16 protein-coding genes are annotated in these 14,395 nt (G+C 57.1%); 8 read left to right on the top strand and 8 right to left on the bottom strand.

Annotated elements, in window-relative coordinates; translation table 11 throughout:
- The first annotated feature begins 48 nt into the window (after window positions 1-48).
- The gene (locus LF252_RS05750; RefSeq protein ID WP_226268595.1) at window positions 49-1,269 is read left to right on the top strand and encodes a metallophosphoesterase; all 1,221 of its coding nucleotides are present in this window, start codon (window positions 49-51) and stop codon (window positions 1,267-1,269) included.
- Here the strand turns inward: LF252_RS05750 and LF252_RS05745 are convergent.
- Window positions 1,259-2,161: a diacylglycerol/lipid kinase family protein gene (locus LF252_RS05745; RefSeq protein ID WP_226268594.1), complete on the bottom strand. Its 903-nt coding sequence runs from the start codon at window positions 2,159-2,161 to the stop codon at window positions 1,259-1,261. The genes LF252_RS05750 and LF252_RS05745 overlap by 11 nt on opposite strands.
- A gap of 85 nt (window positions 2,162-2,246) precedes the next feature.
- Window positions 2,247-3,056, bottom strand: a complete 810-nt coding sequence (locus LF252_RS05740; RefSeq protein ID WP_226268593.1) for a M48 family metallopeptidase — start codon at window positions 3,054-3,056, stop codon at window positions 2,247-2,249.
- Between the two features lie 192 nt (window positions 3,057-3,248).
- Here LF252_RS05740 and LF252_RS05735 point away from each other — a divergent pair, with 192 nt between their 5' ends.
- Complete coding sequence (locus tag LF252_RS05735) at window positions 3,249-3,443, top strand: hypothetical protein (RefSeq protein ID WP_226268592.1); 195 nt, start codon at window positions 3,249-3,251, stop codon at window positions 3,441-3,443.
- Window positions 3,444-3,536: 93 nt separating this feature from the next.
- On the opposite strand, the gene LF252_RS05730 is transcribed toward LF252_RS05735, so the two are convergent.
- Window positions 3,537-4,235 carry a murein L,D-transpeptidase catalytic domain family protein gene (locus LF252_RS05730; RefSeq protein ID WP_226268591.1) on the bottom strand — a complete coding sequence of 233 codons (699 nt, stop codon included), beginning with the start codon at window positions 4,233-4,235 and terminating at the stop codon, window positions 3,537-3,539.
- A 196-nt stretch (window positions 4,236-4,431) separates the two neighbouring features.
- On the opposite strand from LF252_RS05730, the gene LF252_RS05725 reads away from it, so the two are divergent.
- Window positions 4,432-4,878: a hypothetical protein gene (locus tag LF252_RS05725; RefSeq protein WP_226268590.1), complete on the top strand. Its 447-nt coding sequence runs from the start codon at window positions 4,432-4,434 to the stop codon at window positions 4,876-4,878.
- A 143-nt stretch (window positions 4,879-5,021) separates the two neighbouring features.
- Here the strand turns inward: LF252_RS05725 and LF252_RS05720 are convergent, their stop codons facing one another.
- The gene (locus tag LF252_RS05720) at window positions 5,022-5,483 is read right to left on the bottom strand and encodes a hypothetical protein (RefSeq protein ID WP_226268589.1); all 462 of its coding nucleotides are present in this window, start codon (window positions 5,481-5,483) and stop codon (window positions 5,022-5,024) included.
- 197 nt (window positions 5,484-5,680) lie between these two features.
- A complete protein-coding gene (locus LF252_RS05715) occupies window positions 5,681-6,154 on the bottom strand; it encodes a DUF4199 domain-containing protein (RefSeq protein ID WP_226268588.1) in 474 nt (157 codons plus the stop codon).
- 285 nt (window positions 6,155-6,439) lie between these two features.
- Here LF252_RS05715 and LF252_RS05710 point away from each other — a divergent pair, with 285 nt between their 5' ends.
- Both LF252_RS05710 and LF252_RS05705 read left to right on the top strand, forming a co-directional pair.
- Window positions 6,440-8,062 carry an ABC-F family ATP-binding cassette domain-containing protein gene (locus LF252_RS05710; protein WP_226268587.1) on the top strand — a complete coding sequence of 541 codons (1,623 nt, stop codon included), beginning with the start codon at window positions 6,440-6,442 and terminating at the stop codon, window positions 8,060-8,062.
- A gap of 19 nt (window positions 8,063-8,081) precedes the next feature.
- Window positions 8,082-8,852 (top strand): hypothetical protein, encoded by a 771-nt coding sequence (locus tag LF252_RS05705; protein ID WP_226268586.1) that lies wholly within the window; start codon window positions 8,082-8,084, stop codon window positions 8,850-8,852.
- 110 nt (window positions 8,853-8,962) lie between these two features.
- On the opposite strand, the gene LF252_RS05700 is transcribed toward LF252_RS05705, so the two are convergent.
- A complete protein-coding gene (locus LF252_RS05700; RefSeq protein ID WP_226268585.1) occupies window positions 8,963-9,121 on the bottom strand; it encodes a lmo0937 family membrane protein in 159 nt (52 codons plus the stop codon).
- Window positions 9,122-9,461: 340 nt separating this feature from the next.
- Here LF252_RS05700 and LF252_RS05695 point away from each other — a divergent pair, with 340 nt between their 5' ends.
- Complete coding sequence (locus tag LF252_RS05695; RefSeq protein WP_226268584.1) at window positions 9,462-10,349, top strand: 3-hydroxybutyryl-CoA dehydrogenase; 888 nt, start codon at window positions 9,462-9,464, stop codon at window positions 10,347-10,349.
- A 247-nt stretch (window positions 10,350-10,596) separates the two neighbouring features.
- Window positions 10,597-11,142 carry a peptide-methionine (S)-S-oxide reductase MsrA gene (msrA, locus tag LF252_RS05690; protein ID WP_226268583.1) on the top strand — a complete coding sequence of 182 codons (546 nt, stop codon included), beginning with the start codon at window positions 10,597-10,599 and terminating at the stop codon, window positions 11,140-11,142.
- 73 nt (window positions 11,143-11,215) lie between these two features.
- On the opposite strand, the gene LF252_RS05685 is transcribed toward msrA, so the two are convergent.
- Complete coding sequence (locus LF252_RS05685) at window positions 11,216-12,022, bottom strand: hypothetical protein (protein WP_226268582.1); 807 nt, start codon at window positions 12,020-12,022, stop codon at window positions 11,216-11,218.
- 217 nt (window positions 12,023-12,239) lie between these two features.
- Window positions 12,240-13,058, bottom strand: coding sequence for a 2,3,4,5-tetrahydropyridine-2,6-dicarboxylate N-succinyltransferase (locus LF252_RS05680; RefSeq protein WP_226268718.1), 819 nt, complete (start codon window positions 13,056-13,058; stop codon window positions 12,240-12,242).
- 127 nt (window positions 13,059-13,185) lie between these two features.
- On the opposite strand from LF252_RS05680, the gene LF252_RS05675 reads away from it, so the two are divergent.
- Window positions 13,186-14,328, top strand: a complete 1,143-nt coding sequence (locus LF252_RS05675; protein WP_226268581.1) for a glycosyltransferase family protein — start codon at window positions 13,186-13,188, stop codon at window positions 14,326-14,328.
- Window positions 14,329-14,395 lie beyond the last annotated feature (67 nt).

Raw genomic sequence — 14,395 nt, 5'->3', positions numbered from 1 at the left:
TCAGGGCCGTGTTGCGTACACGGAATGTACCCACGCACCTTGCCTCCCGTGTCTGTTTCGTCAAGTGTAGTCATTGTCCTCTTGCTACTTGCCGGCCTGCTGCTCCTGTGGCTGCTGCGGCGGTACCTGGCTGAGCGACGCTACCGCCGCCGCCCCTACGTGGCACCAGCACACAACAACTGGGCAAGCCACCAACCACCCTCTCAGGCCCCAATGCACCGGGTAGCGCTGCTAGGCGACCCAGGCGCCGTGGCCACCAGCGGCCCCGACCCGGTACTGGAACTGCTGGCCCACTGGCAGGACGAAACCGGCCCCCACGGTACCATCATCATTCTCGGCGACAACATTTACCCCGTGGGCATGCCTGCCCCCGACCACCCCAAGCGGGCCTTGGCGGAAGCCCGGTTTACGGCGCTCCTGGATGCGCTGCGCCGGTTCAGCGGCAACGTGGTGCTGCTCGGCGGCAACCACGATTGGAATAAAGGCCGGCCCGATGGGTGGGAATACCTGCTCCGCCAGGAGGCTTACGCCCGCCAGCAGTTGCCAACCGCCCATTTTCTACCAGCCAACGGTGCGCCGGGCCCCGTAACACTGCAGCTGGCCGATGGGCTGCTGCTAGTGGTGCTGAATACCCAATGGTGGGTGCAGCGCGGCCCCAAACCAGCCGCTGATTCCAAAGCTCCTTTTCGGGAGTTGCGCCAGTTGCTGGAGGCAAACCGCCACCAGCGGGTGTTGGTAGCCGGGCATCACCCGCTGTATTCCAATGCGCTTCACGGAGGCAAGTTCACGGCTAAGCAGCACGTTTTTCCGCTTACTACGGTGCACAAGCAGGCGTATCTGCCGCTCCCCATCATTGGCTCCTTGCTGCCGCTGTACCGCAAGCTGGTGGGGGCCGCCGAGGACATGGCTCACCCCCGCTACCGCAAAATGCGCCGCCGCCTGTTACGGGTACTCCACGAGTTTCCCAACGTGGTGTACGCCGCTGGCCACGACCACAACCTGCAGTACTTTCAACGGCACGGCGGCCACTATCTGGTGAGCGGCTCGGGCAGCAAAACCGCCTTCGTGCAGAAGGGTGGCAAGGCAACGTTCGTGCACGAGCACACGGGGTTTTTCAGTCTCGATTATTACCCCGGGCAAACGTGGTTGCGAGTATTGGAGCCAGAGGCTACCTCCGAGGTTTTCCGGCTCCAGCTATTTCCGCTCCCGGCCGCCACGCCTCCCATGGTGCCACTGTCTGATCGGCTGGAGCAGTTTTTCAGTCGTTAGCCGGCACCAGCACGCGCAAACTAGCCGGCTGAATTTCTACCTGGATGGGCGTTGCTAACCGGTGCGGCTCGCCATCAATCTGTACCAGTACATCCGCGGTACCGGGTATCGTAATGCAAGCCCGCCGACACCGCAGCCGCTGGGTGTAGTCTGAGGCGTCAAACTCGCTGGCGTACAACCGGTAAAGCAACGCGGGCGCGGCGGTGTTAGGAAAAGGCGCAATCAGGCAGATTTCAAACTGCCCGTCATCGAGCTGGCTGTCGGGGTTGATGACCACGTTACTGCCGAACGTATTGGCGTTGGCAATAGTCACCATGAAAGCCGGACCCTCCCAGGTTTCCTGGTCGGTTTCGATTCGGTACGTGGCGGGCTCGTAGGCAGCATATTCCTGAGTGGCAATGCGTACGTATGCCCCCGGGCCGCGCACCGTGCCTTGGTCAAACCGCTCCACTATCAGTGCGTTAAAGCCCAGGTCTGCCAAGTGCGCGGTGAAACGCCCCCCTACCTGCAATGTATCCAGCATCCGCACCTTATAGTCCCAGGTTAGGCGCAGGGCACTTTCCACATCCTGCGGAATCCCCAGGTCTTTCGACAAGCCATTGCCAGAACCTAGGGGCAGAATACCCAACGGCAGTGAAGTGCCGTGTAATGCTTCCGCAACCAGGCTAACAGTGCCATCACCCCCCGCCGCAAATACAGCATCGTAGGAGCGGGCAGCCAGGAGTTGTTGCAATTCTGCCAGGTCTTGTTCGCCGGTGGTGTAAAAAAAACCAACGGTCCGTCCTCGCTCCGTGCAGTAAGCGCCAATGGTAGCTTCCAGCGTTGATTTATCGACGTCGCCGGAAATGGGGTTCAATACGAACAGCAGATGCCGCAATTGAGCAGGAGCCATAGAGATTCAAGAGAGTTAATCACCGTACTTACCTAATACCAAAAGCTCCCCGACTGCACATGGCAACCGGGGAGCTTTTGATGCCTTAAGGCTTCAGATTAGCGGGCAGGCCCTGCGGAAAGTCGGCAGCAATATCCCGCTGCAGCTCCTGGATTCGGTTGCCGGGGTTGGGGTGCGTGCTCAGAAACTCCGGTGGGTTGCTACCGCCGCCCTCCCGCTGCAGCACTTCCATCACCTGAATCATAGAGCGGGGGTCGTAACCAGCCGGGGGCGTGAAATCAACGGCCAGCTTATCGGCTTCCAGCTCGTCTTCCCGACCGTAGCGTAGGGTGAGCAGCTTGCCAACCATGGCCGCCGCCGCAGCACTGGCGGCCGTACCGGGGCGGTCTGGGTCGTAGAGGCCAATGGCGGCGGCCCCCGTGAGGCCGTTTGTCAGGCGAGACTTGGCAATCTGCTCAGCCGAGTGACGTGCCACCACGTGGCCGATTTCGTGCGCCAAAACCCCGGCTACTTGGCCCTCCGTTTTCAGGTTTTTCAGCAGGCCAGCGGTAATGAATACTTGGCCGCCGGGCAAAGCGAAAGCATTGATGGTATTTTCATCGGCCAGCAAATGAAACTGAAATTTGTAAGGCGTTTGGGCCGCTTTGGTGCTGCGCACCACCTGCTGGCCAATACGCTCCACTGCCGCGCCCGCCTGCTGGTCGGGGTGAATTCCGCCGTACTGTTGGGCCATTTCGGGGGCAGCCTGCAGGCCCAGTGCAATTTCCTGCTGCGCCGACATATCCACGTGCTGCACTTCCCCGGTTACTTCGTTTTTCTGGGTGTTGCAGTAATACGGAATGAACGCAAAAGCGGCCATTACCAGGGCTATTATGTACCGTAGGTTGCCTCTCATGATTAAGTGAACTATGGGAAAGGGAGAAATGAGTGTACGCGGGACGGAAAGCCCCGTGCGCCTTGTAACGCGCCACTTTCCGCAGGGTTACCAGCCCCACCGAAACCTAAATTTGGGTGGCCTGCGTATGAGGCGGTATCCCGGCTGCCACGTAGTGCGCAGCTTCTCTCCTCCACCGAAATTTTCTTTATTATGAATCAGAAACGCACCTTCGGCAGCATCCTTACCGTGTTGGGCATTGTCGGTATCATTCTGGGTGCCCTGGGCTATTTGGGCCTGGGTGGCCTGGGCTTAGGCAAGATGAACTCCCTGGTACCCTTCGTTGTCGGCCTGATTTTCTTCTTCGCCGGCATCAACCTCGTCCGCACCACCGGCGACCGGGCCTAGCTACTGTTCCGGTCTATACGCCACTCGGCCCCGCCTTCGGAATCAACATCCGAAGGCGGGGCCGAGTGGCGTATTGTGTGTAGTGAACTTATCTTAGCTGGCGCGCAGTACAAGTTTCTTCTGCTGAGCAAAGGCTACCAGGGCCCGGTCCAGCCCGAGCCATTCCGATTGGTAAGCCGTTTGCGCCGGGGCGTTGGCAAACAGCACCGTACCGCCCTGAATGGTTCTGATAATAGCGGGGGCTTGGGCGGTAGGCAGTGCCGGGCACCCTTGGCTACGTCCCAGCCGGCCATGCTGGCGCACAAACTCCCGGCTTACGTAGTCGGCCCCATGTACCACCACGGAGCGGCTGAGCGCGTTGGTATTGTACCCCGCATCTACCCCCTGAAGCCGCAACGAAAGCCCGTGCTTGCCTTGGTAGGTGTTGCCGGTAACGTAGAAGCCCAGGCTGCTCATTTCGGAGCCTTCCTGGTTTGAAAATGTACGGGCGTACTCTTCGCCGGTGTTTTTGCCGTGCGCCACCAGCGAGTGATGTATCAGGCGCCCGGTTGCCAGATCAACCACCCAGAACCGCTCCTGCGTGCTGGAACGGCCAAAATCGACGATTGTCAACACATGGCAGGTGCCGCTCACCAAGCCGCGCTGTTGCAGGCTATAAAACCCAATCAGCGCTTTCCGAAACGTATCGGCAGGCAAACCAGCTTGCACCAACTGCGCCTGCGCGTACGTGGCGGCAACATGCTGCTCAAAGGCAGCCGTATAATACGCTCGCTCCGCAGCGTTCAGCGCCACGGGGGCAGCAACAGCAGCGGAGCGTGCTGGTTCGCTGGCAGCTAGTACCTTGTTCGATGTCAATCCAAGAAAACACGCAAGAAAAAGTCCGGCAGCAACCGTCGGCAAGTTCGTCATCGGCTAGAATAGTCGGGGCGAAGTAACAAGAGGCAGTTTAACACCTAACAGAACGTTGGGCTGACCAAAAATAGTACTTTTGCTTCAAACCAACATCATCCGGCTCAACTACTTACCAGTGCAAATCGTTTCCTTTCTCCGGCTTCCCTCCTTTTTTCTGCTAGCTGCTGGCTTCGTTTTCTCCAGTTGTGGCCACTCTCTGCCCGAGCTGCCAGATTTTAATTCAACTACCTGGCGGGCTGATCCATACGGTTGCCAAAACCAGCGCCGCGCGTTGCTACCCGTGCTCGAGAAGCACCGCAATGACCTGTACGGCGCCAGAATCAACGATGTAACCGCCTTACTCGGCCATCCCGATGAGGAGGAGCTTGGTGAGCAGAGCGACAAGGTATACATCTACTACGTAGCTCCCGGCATGCACTGCCAACCCGGTCATCCTCGTTCTGCCCAAAACCGCCTGTTGCTACGCAGCGGTGCTACCGGTACCATTACTGAGATGATCACACCGGTTCTGCAAAAGCAATAATTAAACTATTCCAATAGTTAGTTGCAAGCTGATCATTCAATCCTCGTTGGGCGCTTCGGCTGCCTCGTCCGCACTAGCAAAAAGGAAGGCCGCCCATCCAAGTTGGATAGACGGCCTTCTACAAATGGCCGGCGGCGGGTTGCTTAGCCCAACCCTCCCTCCGTAGAGTTTACGGGCACTGGCACGCTGTCGTGCTGCTTATCATCATGCAGCATGCTTAGCTGGGAAGGCGTCAGGATGCGGCGGCATTCATTTTCGTACTGGGCTTCCAGTTCGGCGAGGTGAGCGGTGCGCTGCTCCGTATTGTCCTGGAATTGCCATTGAATTTCCTCGGCTCGGGAAACTTTAATCCGGTTCACAGCGCGCATCTGAATAATTTGTGCCTCATTCAGATGGAGTTGCTGGCTCATCTGCCGGGTCATCTGTTCAACCTGAACGGCAAAAGGCTCAGGGTCTCCGGGACGTTCGGCGTAGCGGTCCTTCATCTGGGCCTGCGCCATTGTGCAGGTTCCCAACAAAAACAGGGCAACAAACAAAGCTTTCATAAAACGGTGGAAAGCGGGCAGGTAATTAGACATAATAAGTGTAGCAAGAACCAGTTTCATTTAAAGAAGATTCCGCTGATTAGCACTTATTTTGTACAAATTAATAAAAGATAAATAACATATACAATGACATTCTATAGATTTAGTCAAATTATTTATTGCAAATATCCATAAATATAGAATTATAGCAGTTTATGCTTAAACGAAAAAGGCCGGACTTTTAGTGTCCGGCCTTGTCTCGCTTACACAGGATGCTGTTACTCAAGACCAGTCAGTGGCTTATGGTCAGGACTTTTATAGTACTGCATGGCAATCAGGGAGATAATCACGCCCGACATAGCCCCTTGCAGTACAATGGCCAGGAAGGCAATGGTCACCGACAGATCAAACCCAAACAGGTCCTGAGCCCGGATGCCATCCATAATATGGCGGTTGAGCACTCCGGCGTATAGAATGAAGAAGAAGCCAAAGGCAACGGAGGCCACTACTGCCGTAATAATGCCCGTGCCGAAGCCGTGCAGGTACGGCATCCGTCCGTGCCGGTAGTTTTTGTAGTGTACGATGGCCAGGCAAATGCCAATGGCCAGAATAAGTCCGTTCAGGAAGCTCAACTCAATGTGCTCGGTCAGCCCAAAGAGAGAAGCTACCAGGAAATAGAGCATCATGCCGCCGGCTGTGAACAGCCCGTACCGGACGCCGTTGGCTTCAGGGGTGAGGTGAGATGTAGCCATAACAGGTGATGGTTTTGGTGTGAGGGTGAAAACACAGGTGTACTACAGTCGGCCGGAACTCGCTACGTATCCAATTCTGTTGGGTACTATAGCCAACTCCCAGATAAGCTGCCAGTTACTTTTTCTATACCGAGCTGAGGAGTAGACGGTTGTGATTCCAACCCTTTTTTTTCGGCTTACTTAACCAGAATCAGTCTGATTTCCGGGAGCCGGGCCTTTTTGTGTACTTTTGCGGGCCGGTTGCTCAGCCACTGGCTTTTCCGGGTTTTTCCCAACCAACTTTCTATGATCAGCACCTCCAACGTAAGCCTGCGCTACGGCAAGCGCATCTTGTTCGAAGACGTTACTATCAAGTTCATGCCCGGCAACGTGTATGGCCTCATTGGGGCCAACGGCGCTGGCAAGTCTACTTTCCTAAAGATTCTATCGGGCGAGATTGAGCCCAACACCGGCTCGGTGGATATGCCCAAAGGTGCCCGCTTGTCAGTGCTGAAGCAGAACCAGTTTGAATACGATGCTTACCCAGTGCTCCAAACGGTTATCATGGGCCACACCCGCTTGTGGAAAGTAATGGAGGAGAAGGATGCCATTTATGCCAAGGCTGACTTCTCGGACGCTGACGGGGAGCGGGCTGCTGAGCTGGAAGGCGAGTTTGCCGACCTGGAAGGCTGGAATGCCGAGTACGAAGCGGCCGAGTTGCTCTCGGGCCTGGGTATTGGCGAAGACAAGCACCACACCCTGATGGCCGACCTAGGTACCTCCGACAAAGTGCGGGTGCTGCTGGCTCAAGCACTGTTTGGCAACCCCGATGTGCTGTTGCTGGACGAACCGACCAACGGCCTCGACGCTGAAACCGTATTGTGGCTGGAAAACTTCCTGGACTCCTTCCAGAACACGGTAATTGTAGTGAGCCACGACCGTCACTTCCTCGACGCGGTGTGTAACTACATGGCCGACTTGGACTTCTCCAAAATTACCATGTACCCCGGCAACTATTCGTTCTGGTACGAGTCGTCGCAGTTGGCTTTGCGCCAGCGCCAGGAGGTAAACAAGAAAACCGAGGATAAGCGCAAGGAGTTGGAAGAGTTTGTGCGCCGCTTCTCGGCCAACGCTTCTAAGTCTAAGCAGGCCACTTCGCGCCAGAAGCTGCTGCAGAAGCTGACGCTGGAGGAGATTAAGCCTAGCTCGCGCAAGTACCCTTACATTGCCTTCAAACCCGAGCGGGAAGCTGGCAACCAGCTGCTGACGGTGGAGAATCTGAGTAAGTCGGTGGATGGCCAGGTAATTTTCCGCAACGTGTCTTTCTCGCTCGATAAGAAGGATAAAGTAGCCATCATCAGCCGCGATGACCGAGCCGCCTCGCTCCTGTTCGACATCCTGTTCGAGCAGATCAAAGCGGACACCGGCGACTTTAAGTGGGGCACCACTATCACGCCCAGCTACTTCCCTAAGGAAAACGCCGAGTTCTTCGATACCAACCTGAACTTGGTGGACTGGCTGCGCCAGTACAGCACCGAGAAGGACGAATCGTTTATCCGGGGCTTCCTGGGCCGCATGCTGTTCTCGGGTGAGGAGTCGCAGAAGAAATCGAACGTGCTCAGCGGGGGCGAGAAAGTGCGCTGCATGCTCTCCAAGATGATGATGGAAGCCGGCAACGTGCTGGTGCTCGACGACCCGACCAACCACTTGGACCTGGAAAGCATTACGGCGCTTGATAACTCGTTGCGTGAGTTCAACGGCACTCTGCTGTTTGCCTCCCACGACTTGCAGGTGATTCAGTCGGTGGCCAACCGCATCATTGAGTTGACGCCCGACGGCATCATCGACCGGCGCATGAGCTACGAGGAATACCTGGCCGACGAAAATATCAAAGCGCAGCGCCAGCGCATGTACCAATTGGTATCGTAGTTACGTTCAAAGAAGCATTATGAAACGACTGTTTTTCCTGATGCTGATTGGTGGAGCCAGCCTGGTAGGGCTGGCTCCTACCGTTTCAGCCCAAACCACCGATACCACTCGCACCGTTAAGCCCCAGCTGAATACGGCCCCGCCCGGTGCGGCTCCGGCACCGCGCCCCCAGCAGCCGGTGTACCAGCCCGCCCCGGTGGCGCCCACCACCCCCGACCCCAACGTGCCGGCGTCGAACATGCCCTACGACCCGAATAAGCCGTCGGGGATGGATTTGCCTCAGCGCCCCGGGGTAGCGGCTCCCCCTCCACCGTTGCGCCGTTGGTTTTTGTACTCCAACTTCGGGCTGGGCTTCAGCAGCATCTATGGGTTTAGCCAGTTTAGTGCCAGTGCGGCACCGGCCATAGGGTACCGGTTTACGGAGCGCTTTGCCGCCGGGCCGGGCATCTCCTACGCATATAACAGCTATTCGGCCCGCGGCTTTGATGGCATCAAGACCAACAGCGTGGGCGTGAAAGGATTTGCCCAGTTTATCGTGTATCAGCAATTTTTTCTGCATGCTGAGTACGAGGTGACCAAAGCCGAAGTGCTGTTTCAGGACCCAGCCAGCGGGCAGCTTTTCAAAGGTAAACTCAACGTGAATACTCCCTTAGCCGGCGTTGGGTATCGCACCCGCTTCAGCGACCGGGCCGCCGCCGATATTACGGTGCTCTACAATTTCAACGATGGTATTAACGACATCTACGGGCAACCCGTAATCCGCTTTAGCTTCCTCTTTGACTTGAAGTAGTCGCTGCTTGTACTGCTAAACACAGAACGCCCCGCTCAAGCATTTGAGCGGGGCGTTCTGTGTTTTTGGACTTTATGATTTCCACCTACTACAGTGGAAAGGCAGAGTGGTTACACCGCACTACCACCGCGTATCACACGCAGCAGAATGGCAATGATGGCAATTACCAGCAGAATGTGAATCAGGCCGCCGCCAACGTGCATACCGAAGTAGCCAACAGCCCAGAGAATGACCAGAATTACGGCGATGATATACAGCAGATTTCCCATGATGAAAAGAGGAGAGAGTTGGTGAAAGATAGGGAGAGTGGAACGCGTAGCCTCCTAGCTGAATTGGGTGATGAAGCTATGAAGGCCGATCTGCGGTTTTGTACGCGGGCCTTTCCGCAAAAGGTTTATAACATCTGATAATTTTTTTACATATATCTACCGATAAACACTTACACATATGATTATCAATTAATTACAAAACAAAACTTTCTATCATCATCATTGTATTTTACCGCTACCATCCTCTGCTTACCCGTTGGGCTACTTCTGCTTTTAAGGTTAGCTTTGCGGCCACAAGCCGGTTAGCTGGCTACACCTCCCACCCAATTCTCACTTTCACATGAACGTAGCCGTTATTGGCTCGGGCACGATGGGCAATGGTATTGCCCACGTTTTTGCCCAGCACGGATTCGCCGTTTCCCTTATCGACATTAACCAGGCCGCGCTGGACAAGGGCCTTGCCACCATCGGCAAAAACCTGGACCGTCAGGTAGCTAAAGGCAGCCTCTCGGCCGATGACAAAACGGCTACCCTGGGTCGTTTGACCACGTACACGAGCATTGCTGAAGGCGTCCGCAACGCGGAACTGGTGGTGGAGGCTGCCACGGAAAACGTGGAGTTGAAACTCAACATTTTCCGCGAGTTGGATAAGCACGCGCCGGCTGAGGCTATTCTGGCTTCCAACACCTCTTCTATTTCCATTACCCAGATTGCGGCCGTCACCAAGCGGCCGGCGCAGGTTATCGGCATGCACTTCATGAACCCGGTGCCGGTGATGAAGCTGGTGGAGATTATCCGCGGGTACGCCACCTCCGACGAGGTGACGCAGCGCATCATGGACCTCTCTCGGCAACTGGAGAAAACGCCCACCGAGGTAAATGACTACCCCGGCTTTGTGGCCAACCGCATTCTAATGCCCATGATCAATGAGGCTATTTACACCTTGTTCGAAGGAGTAGCCGGCGTGGAGGAAATTGACACGGTGATGAAGCTGGGTATGGCCCACCCCATGGGTCCGCTGCAACTGGCCGACTTTATTGGGCTGGATGTGTGCCTGGCAATTCTGCGGGTGCTGCATCAAGGCTTTGGCAACCCGAAGTACGCCCCCTGCCCGCTGCTGGTAAACATGGTAACGGCCGGCCGCTTGGGTGTGAAGTCCGGGGAAGGTTTTTACAGCTGGGGCCACGGCACCAAAGACTTGGTAGTAGCCGACCGGTTTAAGAAATAACCTCTGTAGAACACCTGTGAGCGGGTCTGTTTCACCTCAGCCCTGCCCCTGCTCCACACCTGACCATTGAGGCGGTGCGGGGTGCGGCAGGGCTGAGTTTATTCTGGACAGCACCAAACTTTTTTCGCCCAAAACCCCTTATACACGTATGCTACGAGCTATTATGACGGTTGTGCTAAGCGTAGGTATGCTCACCACAGTGCTTGCACAGCGTACTCCCCCTACTTCACTTAAGAAATCAACACGAATGGAACAGGCAACATTTGGTGCCGGCTGCTTTTGGTGCGTCGAAGCCGTTTTTCAGGACCTCAAAGGCGTAGACAAAGTGGTATCGGGCTACATGGGCGGGCGCATTGCCAACCCCACTTATAAGGAAGTGTGCAGTGGCCTCACCGGCCACGCCGAGGTAGCCCAGATTACTTATGACCCCAGCGTTATCTCCTTTGCGGAGTTGCTGGAGGTATTCTGGAAAACCCATGACCCCACCACCCTCAACCGCCAGGGGGCCGATACGGGCACGCAGTACCGCTCGGCGGTGTTTTACCACAACGACGAGCAGCACCGCCTCGCCGAGGAATACAAGCAGAAACTGAACGCCGCCCATGCTTTCCCGAACCCCATTGTGACGGAAATTACGGCCGCTACCACCTTCTATCCCGCCGAGGATTATCACCAGAACTACTACAACCAGAACGGGCAGCAGCCCTACTGCCAGTTTGTGGTGAAGCCGAAAGTAGACAAGGTACGGCAGGTGTTTGCTGATAAGCTGAAACCAGCCGCTGTTAAGCAGTAGAGCTTTCTATGATTAAAAAGGGCCGCTCCGAGTTATTCGGAGCGGCCCTTTTATGTTATGGCTGCCGGGCGGCTTATTGCTGCTCTACCAGATCAATCTGGAAAGGACCATGCTCCCGGCCCAGGGCATAGAACATGGCAACCTGGTTCATGAGGGTACGCGCGTACAAGTCGAGGGCGCGGGTTTCCAGAATTTGGTTGTTTTTCACAATGATGAAACTCACCAGCTCGCCCGGATACGCTCCATCCTCGCCCAGCGGCGGAATTGCCTCAAATGGGGAGGTATTCTTGACGGGGATAAATTCGCTCTTGGGCAGCTCCATCAGTGTCTTCTCGCCGTACGGGATGAAGCCTTTCAGGTGCGAGTAGCGATACTGCGGGTTCCACACCCAGCTGCCATTGAAGATGTAGTACTCATCGGTACCTAGGCGCAGGAAGTCCCGCAAGGACACGTTTACGCCAATGCGCCAGTTGGTGCGCTCCTCCAGCGCCTGTTTGATGAGCGCCAGACGGGCGGGGTCGGGCGTATCGGTGAGAGGCTGAGTGAGGCGGGCCTGGGCCACCAGCTCGCAGCCGGCGTACAGATTCAGCAGCTGCTGCCGCCACGCATTCTGCGCCCCCAGATGATAGGCATCGGCGCGGGTGAACTCAAAGAAATTGTGGGTGTAGGGGCCGGCAATGGCCACTCCGTCGCGGCCGTTAGCCTCGGCCCACTCCACCAGAAAGCACGGCCGGGTGCGGCCATCTACCCACGGAAGCTCCCGGTTAAACGCCACGCGCGTCTGAATGGTATCAGGAGCAATTTCCAGTTCCTGGGCAATGTAGTCGCGCACTTCGTCGCGGGCCTGTGCGGCCGATACAACTGAGCTATGGGTACTCATCAAGCAAAAGAAGAAAGAATAGTCAGGTAGCCGGGTAGGAAGTTCAGGTTGGCCACCGCTTACAATGTTAGTAGATTTGGTAGTGCGGTCCTACGAAACAGCGGGATTTGGCTGGCACAAATCCGGATAAGGACTGCGGAGAACACACAACACCCCGGCTAGCTCCTCAAGGAAGCCGGCCGGGGCGTCGGGTAATTACATTACTACAGCTTGCGGACTATACAGCCACGTTATGCTCGCGCAGGGCGTCGTTGAGCGACGTTTTGAGGTCGGTGCTGGGCTTGCGCTGGCCAATGATGAGGGCGCAGGGCACGTGGTACTCCCCAGCCGGGAACTGCTTGGGCAGCGAACCAGGAATTACTACCGAGCGGGCCGGCACATAGCCGCGGTACTCCTTGGGCTCGGTACCCGTCACGTCGATAATGCGGGTGCTGCCGGTGATGGTTACCCCCGCCCCGATTACAGCCTCTTTACCCACGAAGCAGCCTTCTACCAGAATGCTGCGCGAGCCCACAAAGGCCCCGTCCTCTACAATAACCGGCGCGGCCTGCACGGGCTCCAGCACGCCGCCAATGCCCACGCCCCCGCTCAGGTGCACGCCGGCCCCAATCTGGGCGCAGGAGCCTACGGTAGCCCAAGTATCCACCATTGTGCCCTCGCCTACCCAGGCGCCAATGTTCACGTAGCTGGGCATCATGATAACGCCGGGCGCCAGGTAAGCGCCGTAGCGGGCTACGGCAGGGGGCACCACGCGTACCCCTTGCTGCTCGTAGTTGGTTTTTAGCCGCATTTTGTCGCGGAACTCGAACGGGCCCACTTCGATGGTTTCCATCTGACGGATGGGGAAGTACAGGATAACGGCCTTCTTCACCCAGTCATTTACCTGCCACTCGGCACCTGCAGCGCCGGGCTGGGCCACGCGCAAGCGGCCTTTGTCCAGCTCCTCAATTACGTGCTGGATGGCCTCGGTGGTGGCAGATTGTTGTAGCAGGCTCCGGTCGTTCCAGGCAGCCTCGATGAGCGTTTGTAGTTCAATCATGAAAATGAAGTGTCGGTTGTAGAGGTCAGTTGGGGTTAGCCACCCGTCGAAACAGAAAGTCGCTGCCGACTGGCAACCGAAAACTGGCAACTCGTGCGGCAAAAGTACCATCTTCGTACCCAATATGCCGCCTGCCGCTACCATTTTACTGGCCTCCGTGCTAAAGCCCCTGGATGATACCCGGATGCTGGGAAAGTTTGGCCGTACCCTAGCTGAGCGGGTCGACACGGCGGTGCACGTTGCCGGCCGCTGGGCACCCGCACTCGCTCACCTACCGGCCAACCTGCATACCCATGTCCTATTGCAGGGCGGGCGGCTAAGCTGGGCCCGACTGGCCGCGCAAGTACGCTACTGGCAGTTGCTGCGGCGGCTGCGGCCCCAGGTGGTATTCGTACATGCGCCCGAGTTGCTGCCACTTACGGTGCTGTGGCAACTATTAAGCTCCGGCCGCCACTTCGTGTACGATGTGCGCGAGAATTATGCCCTCAATATCCTCACGCAGGCCGTGTACCCGGCCTGGGCCCGGGGGCTGCTGGCAGGTCTGGTGCGTAGGCTGGAAACGTTGGCCACCGGCCGGGCCGCCGGCATTATACTGGCGGAGCGGAGCTACGCCGAGGAGTTGCCTTTTGCTCACCGGGCCATCATCATTGAAAACAAGTATCAACCCTATGAGGAGCTGCCCGCAACACCCCGGCAGCGGCTGCCCTTGTCACCAGCGCCGTTGGAGTTGCTGTACTCCGGTACCATTTCGGAGCTGAATGGGGTGTGGGAGGCTATTCGGTTTACGCAGTGGCTACGGGAGGCTTGGCCCGGGGCCCGGCTCACTATTATTGGGGCCTGCCAGCAGCCTGACCTACTGGCGAAACTCCACGCGGCTGTTGCAGCGGCTTCGGGCGCAGTGCGGCTTGTTGGCGGGGCTGAGCTAGTTCCTCACACCGAGGTGGTAGCAGCCATCCGGGACAGTCACCTGGGGTTGCTGCCCTACCGTCCGCACCCCAGCACGGCCCGGTGCGTGCCCACTAAGCTGTTCGAATACTTAGCCAACGGCTTACCCGTAGTAGTTCCGCCCAATCCTTTGTGGACGGCTCCGGTGGCGGCGGCCGGCGCGGGCCTGCCTTTCGACTTTCAGGCCTCGGCGCACCCTTCGGCTCATGACTTTGCCACTCAGCTGCAGGGCACTACGTTTTACCCCGCTGGCGTGGTGCAAGAGGCACTCTGGAACTCCGAAGCCGGAAAGTTGCTTCACCTCATGGATTCTATCCGGTAACTACCGACCTTTGCGGCCCGTTTACGGAGCGGGGCCCGATTTTTTCTACCTTCGGCTCTCCTATTTT

The organism is Hymenobacter pini (assembly GCF_020421205.1).
GTDB classification, from domain to species: domain Bacteria; phylum Bacteroidota; class Bacteroidia; order Cytophagales; family Hymenobacteraceae; genus Hymenobacter; species Hymenobacter pini.
The sequence above is the reverse complement of the archived record's forward strand: the minus strand, read 5'-3'. Positions and strand labels throughout refer to the sequence as shown.

Excerpts from the sequence above, each read along its gene's own strand:
- LF252_RS05745 (WP_226268594.1), bottom strand. The coding sequence starts at position 2,161 with ATGGCTCCTGCTCAATTGCGGCATCTGCTGTTCGTATTGAACCCCATT.
- LF252_RS05740 (WP_226268593.1), bottom strand. The coding sequence starts at position 3,056 with ATGAGAGGCAACCTACGGTACATAATAGCCCTGGTAATGGCCGCTTTT.
- LF252_RS05735 (WP_226268592.1), top strand. The coding sequence starts at position 3,249 with ATGAATCAGAAACGCACCTTCGGCAGCATCCTTACCGTGTTGGGCATT.
- LF252_RS05720 (WP_226268589.1), bottom strand. The coding sequence starts at position 5,483 with ATGAAACTGGTTCTTGCTACACTTATTATGTCTAATTACCTGCCCGCT.
- LF252_RS05715 (WP_226268588.1), bottom strand. The coding sequence starts at position 6,154 with ATGGCTACATCTCACCTCACCCCTGAAGCCAACGGCGTCCGGTACGGG.
- LF252_RS05710 (WP_226268587.1), top strand. The coding sequence starts at position 6,440 with ATGATCAGCACCTCCAACGTAAGCCTGCGCTACGGCAAGCGCATCTTG.
- LF252_RS05705 (WP_226268586.1), top strand. The coding sequence starts at position 8,082 with ATGAAACGACTGTTTTTCCTGATGCTGATTGGTGGAGCCAGCCTGGTA.
- LF252_RS05700 (WP_226268585.1), bottom strand. The coding sequence starts at position 9,121 with ATGGGAAATCTGCTGTATATCATCGCCGTAATTCTGGTCATTCTCTGG.
- LF252_RS05695 (WP_226268584.1), top strand. The coding sequence starts at position 9,462 with ATGAACGTAGCCGTTATTGGCTCGGGCACGATGGGCAATGGTATTGCC.
- msrA (WP_226268583.1), top strand. The coding sequence starts at position 10,597 with ATGGAACAGGCAACATTTGGTGCCGGCTGCTTTTGGTGCGTCGAAGCC.
- LF252_RS05685 (WP_226268582.1), bottom strand. The coding sequence starts at position 12,022 with ATGAGTACCCATAGCTCAGTTGTATCGGCCGCACAGGCCCGCGACGAA.
- LF252_RS05675 (WP_226268581.1), top strand. The coding sequence starts at position 13,186 with ATGCCGCCTGCCGCTACCATTTTACTGGCCTCCGTGCTAAAGCCCCTG.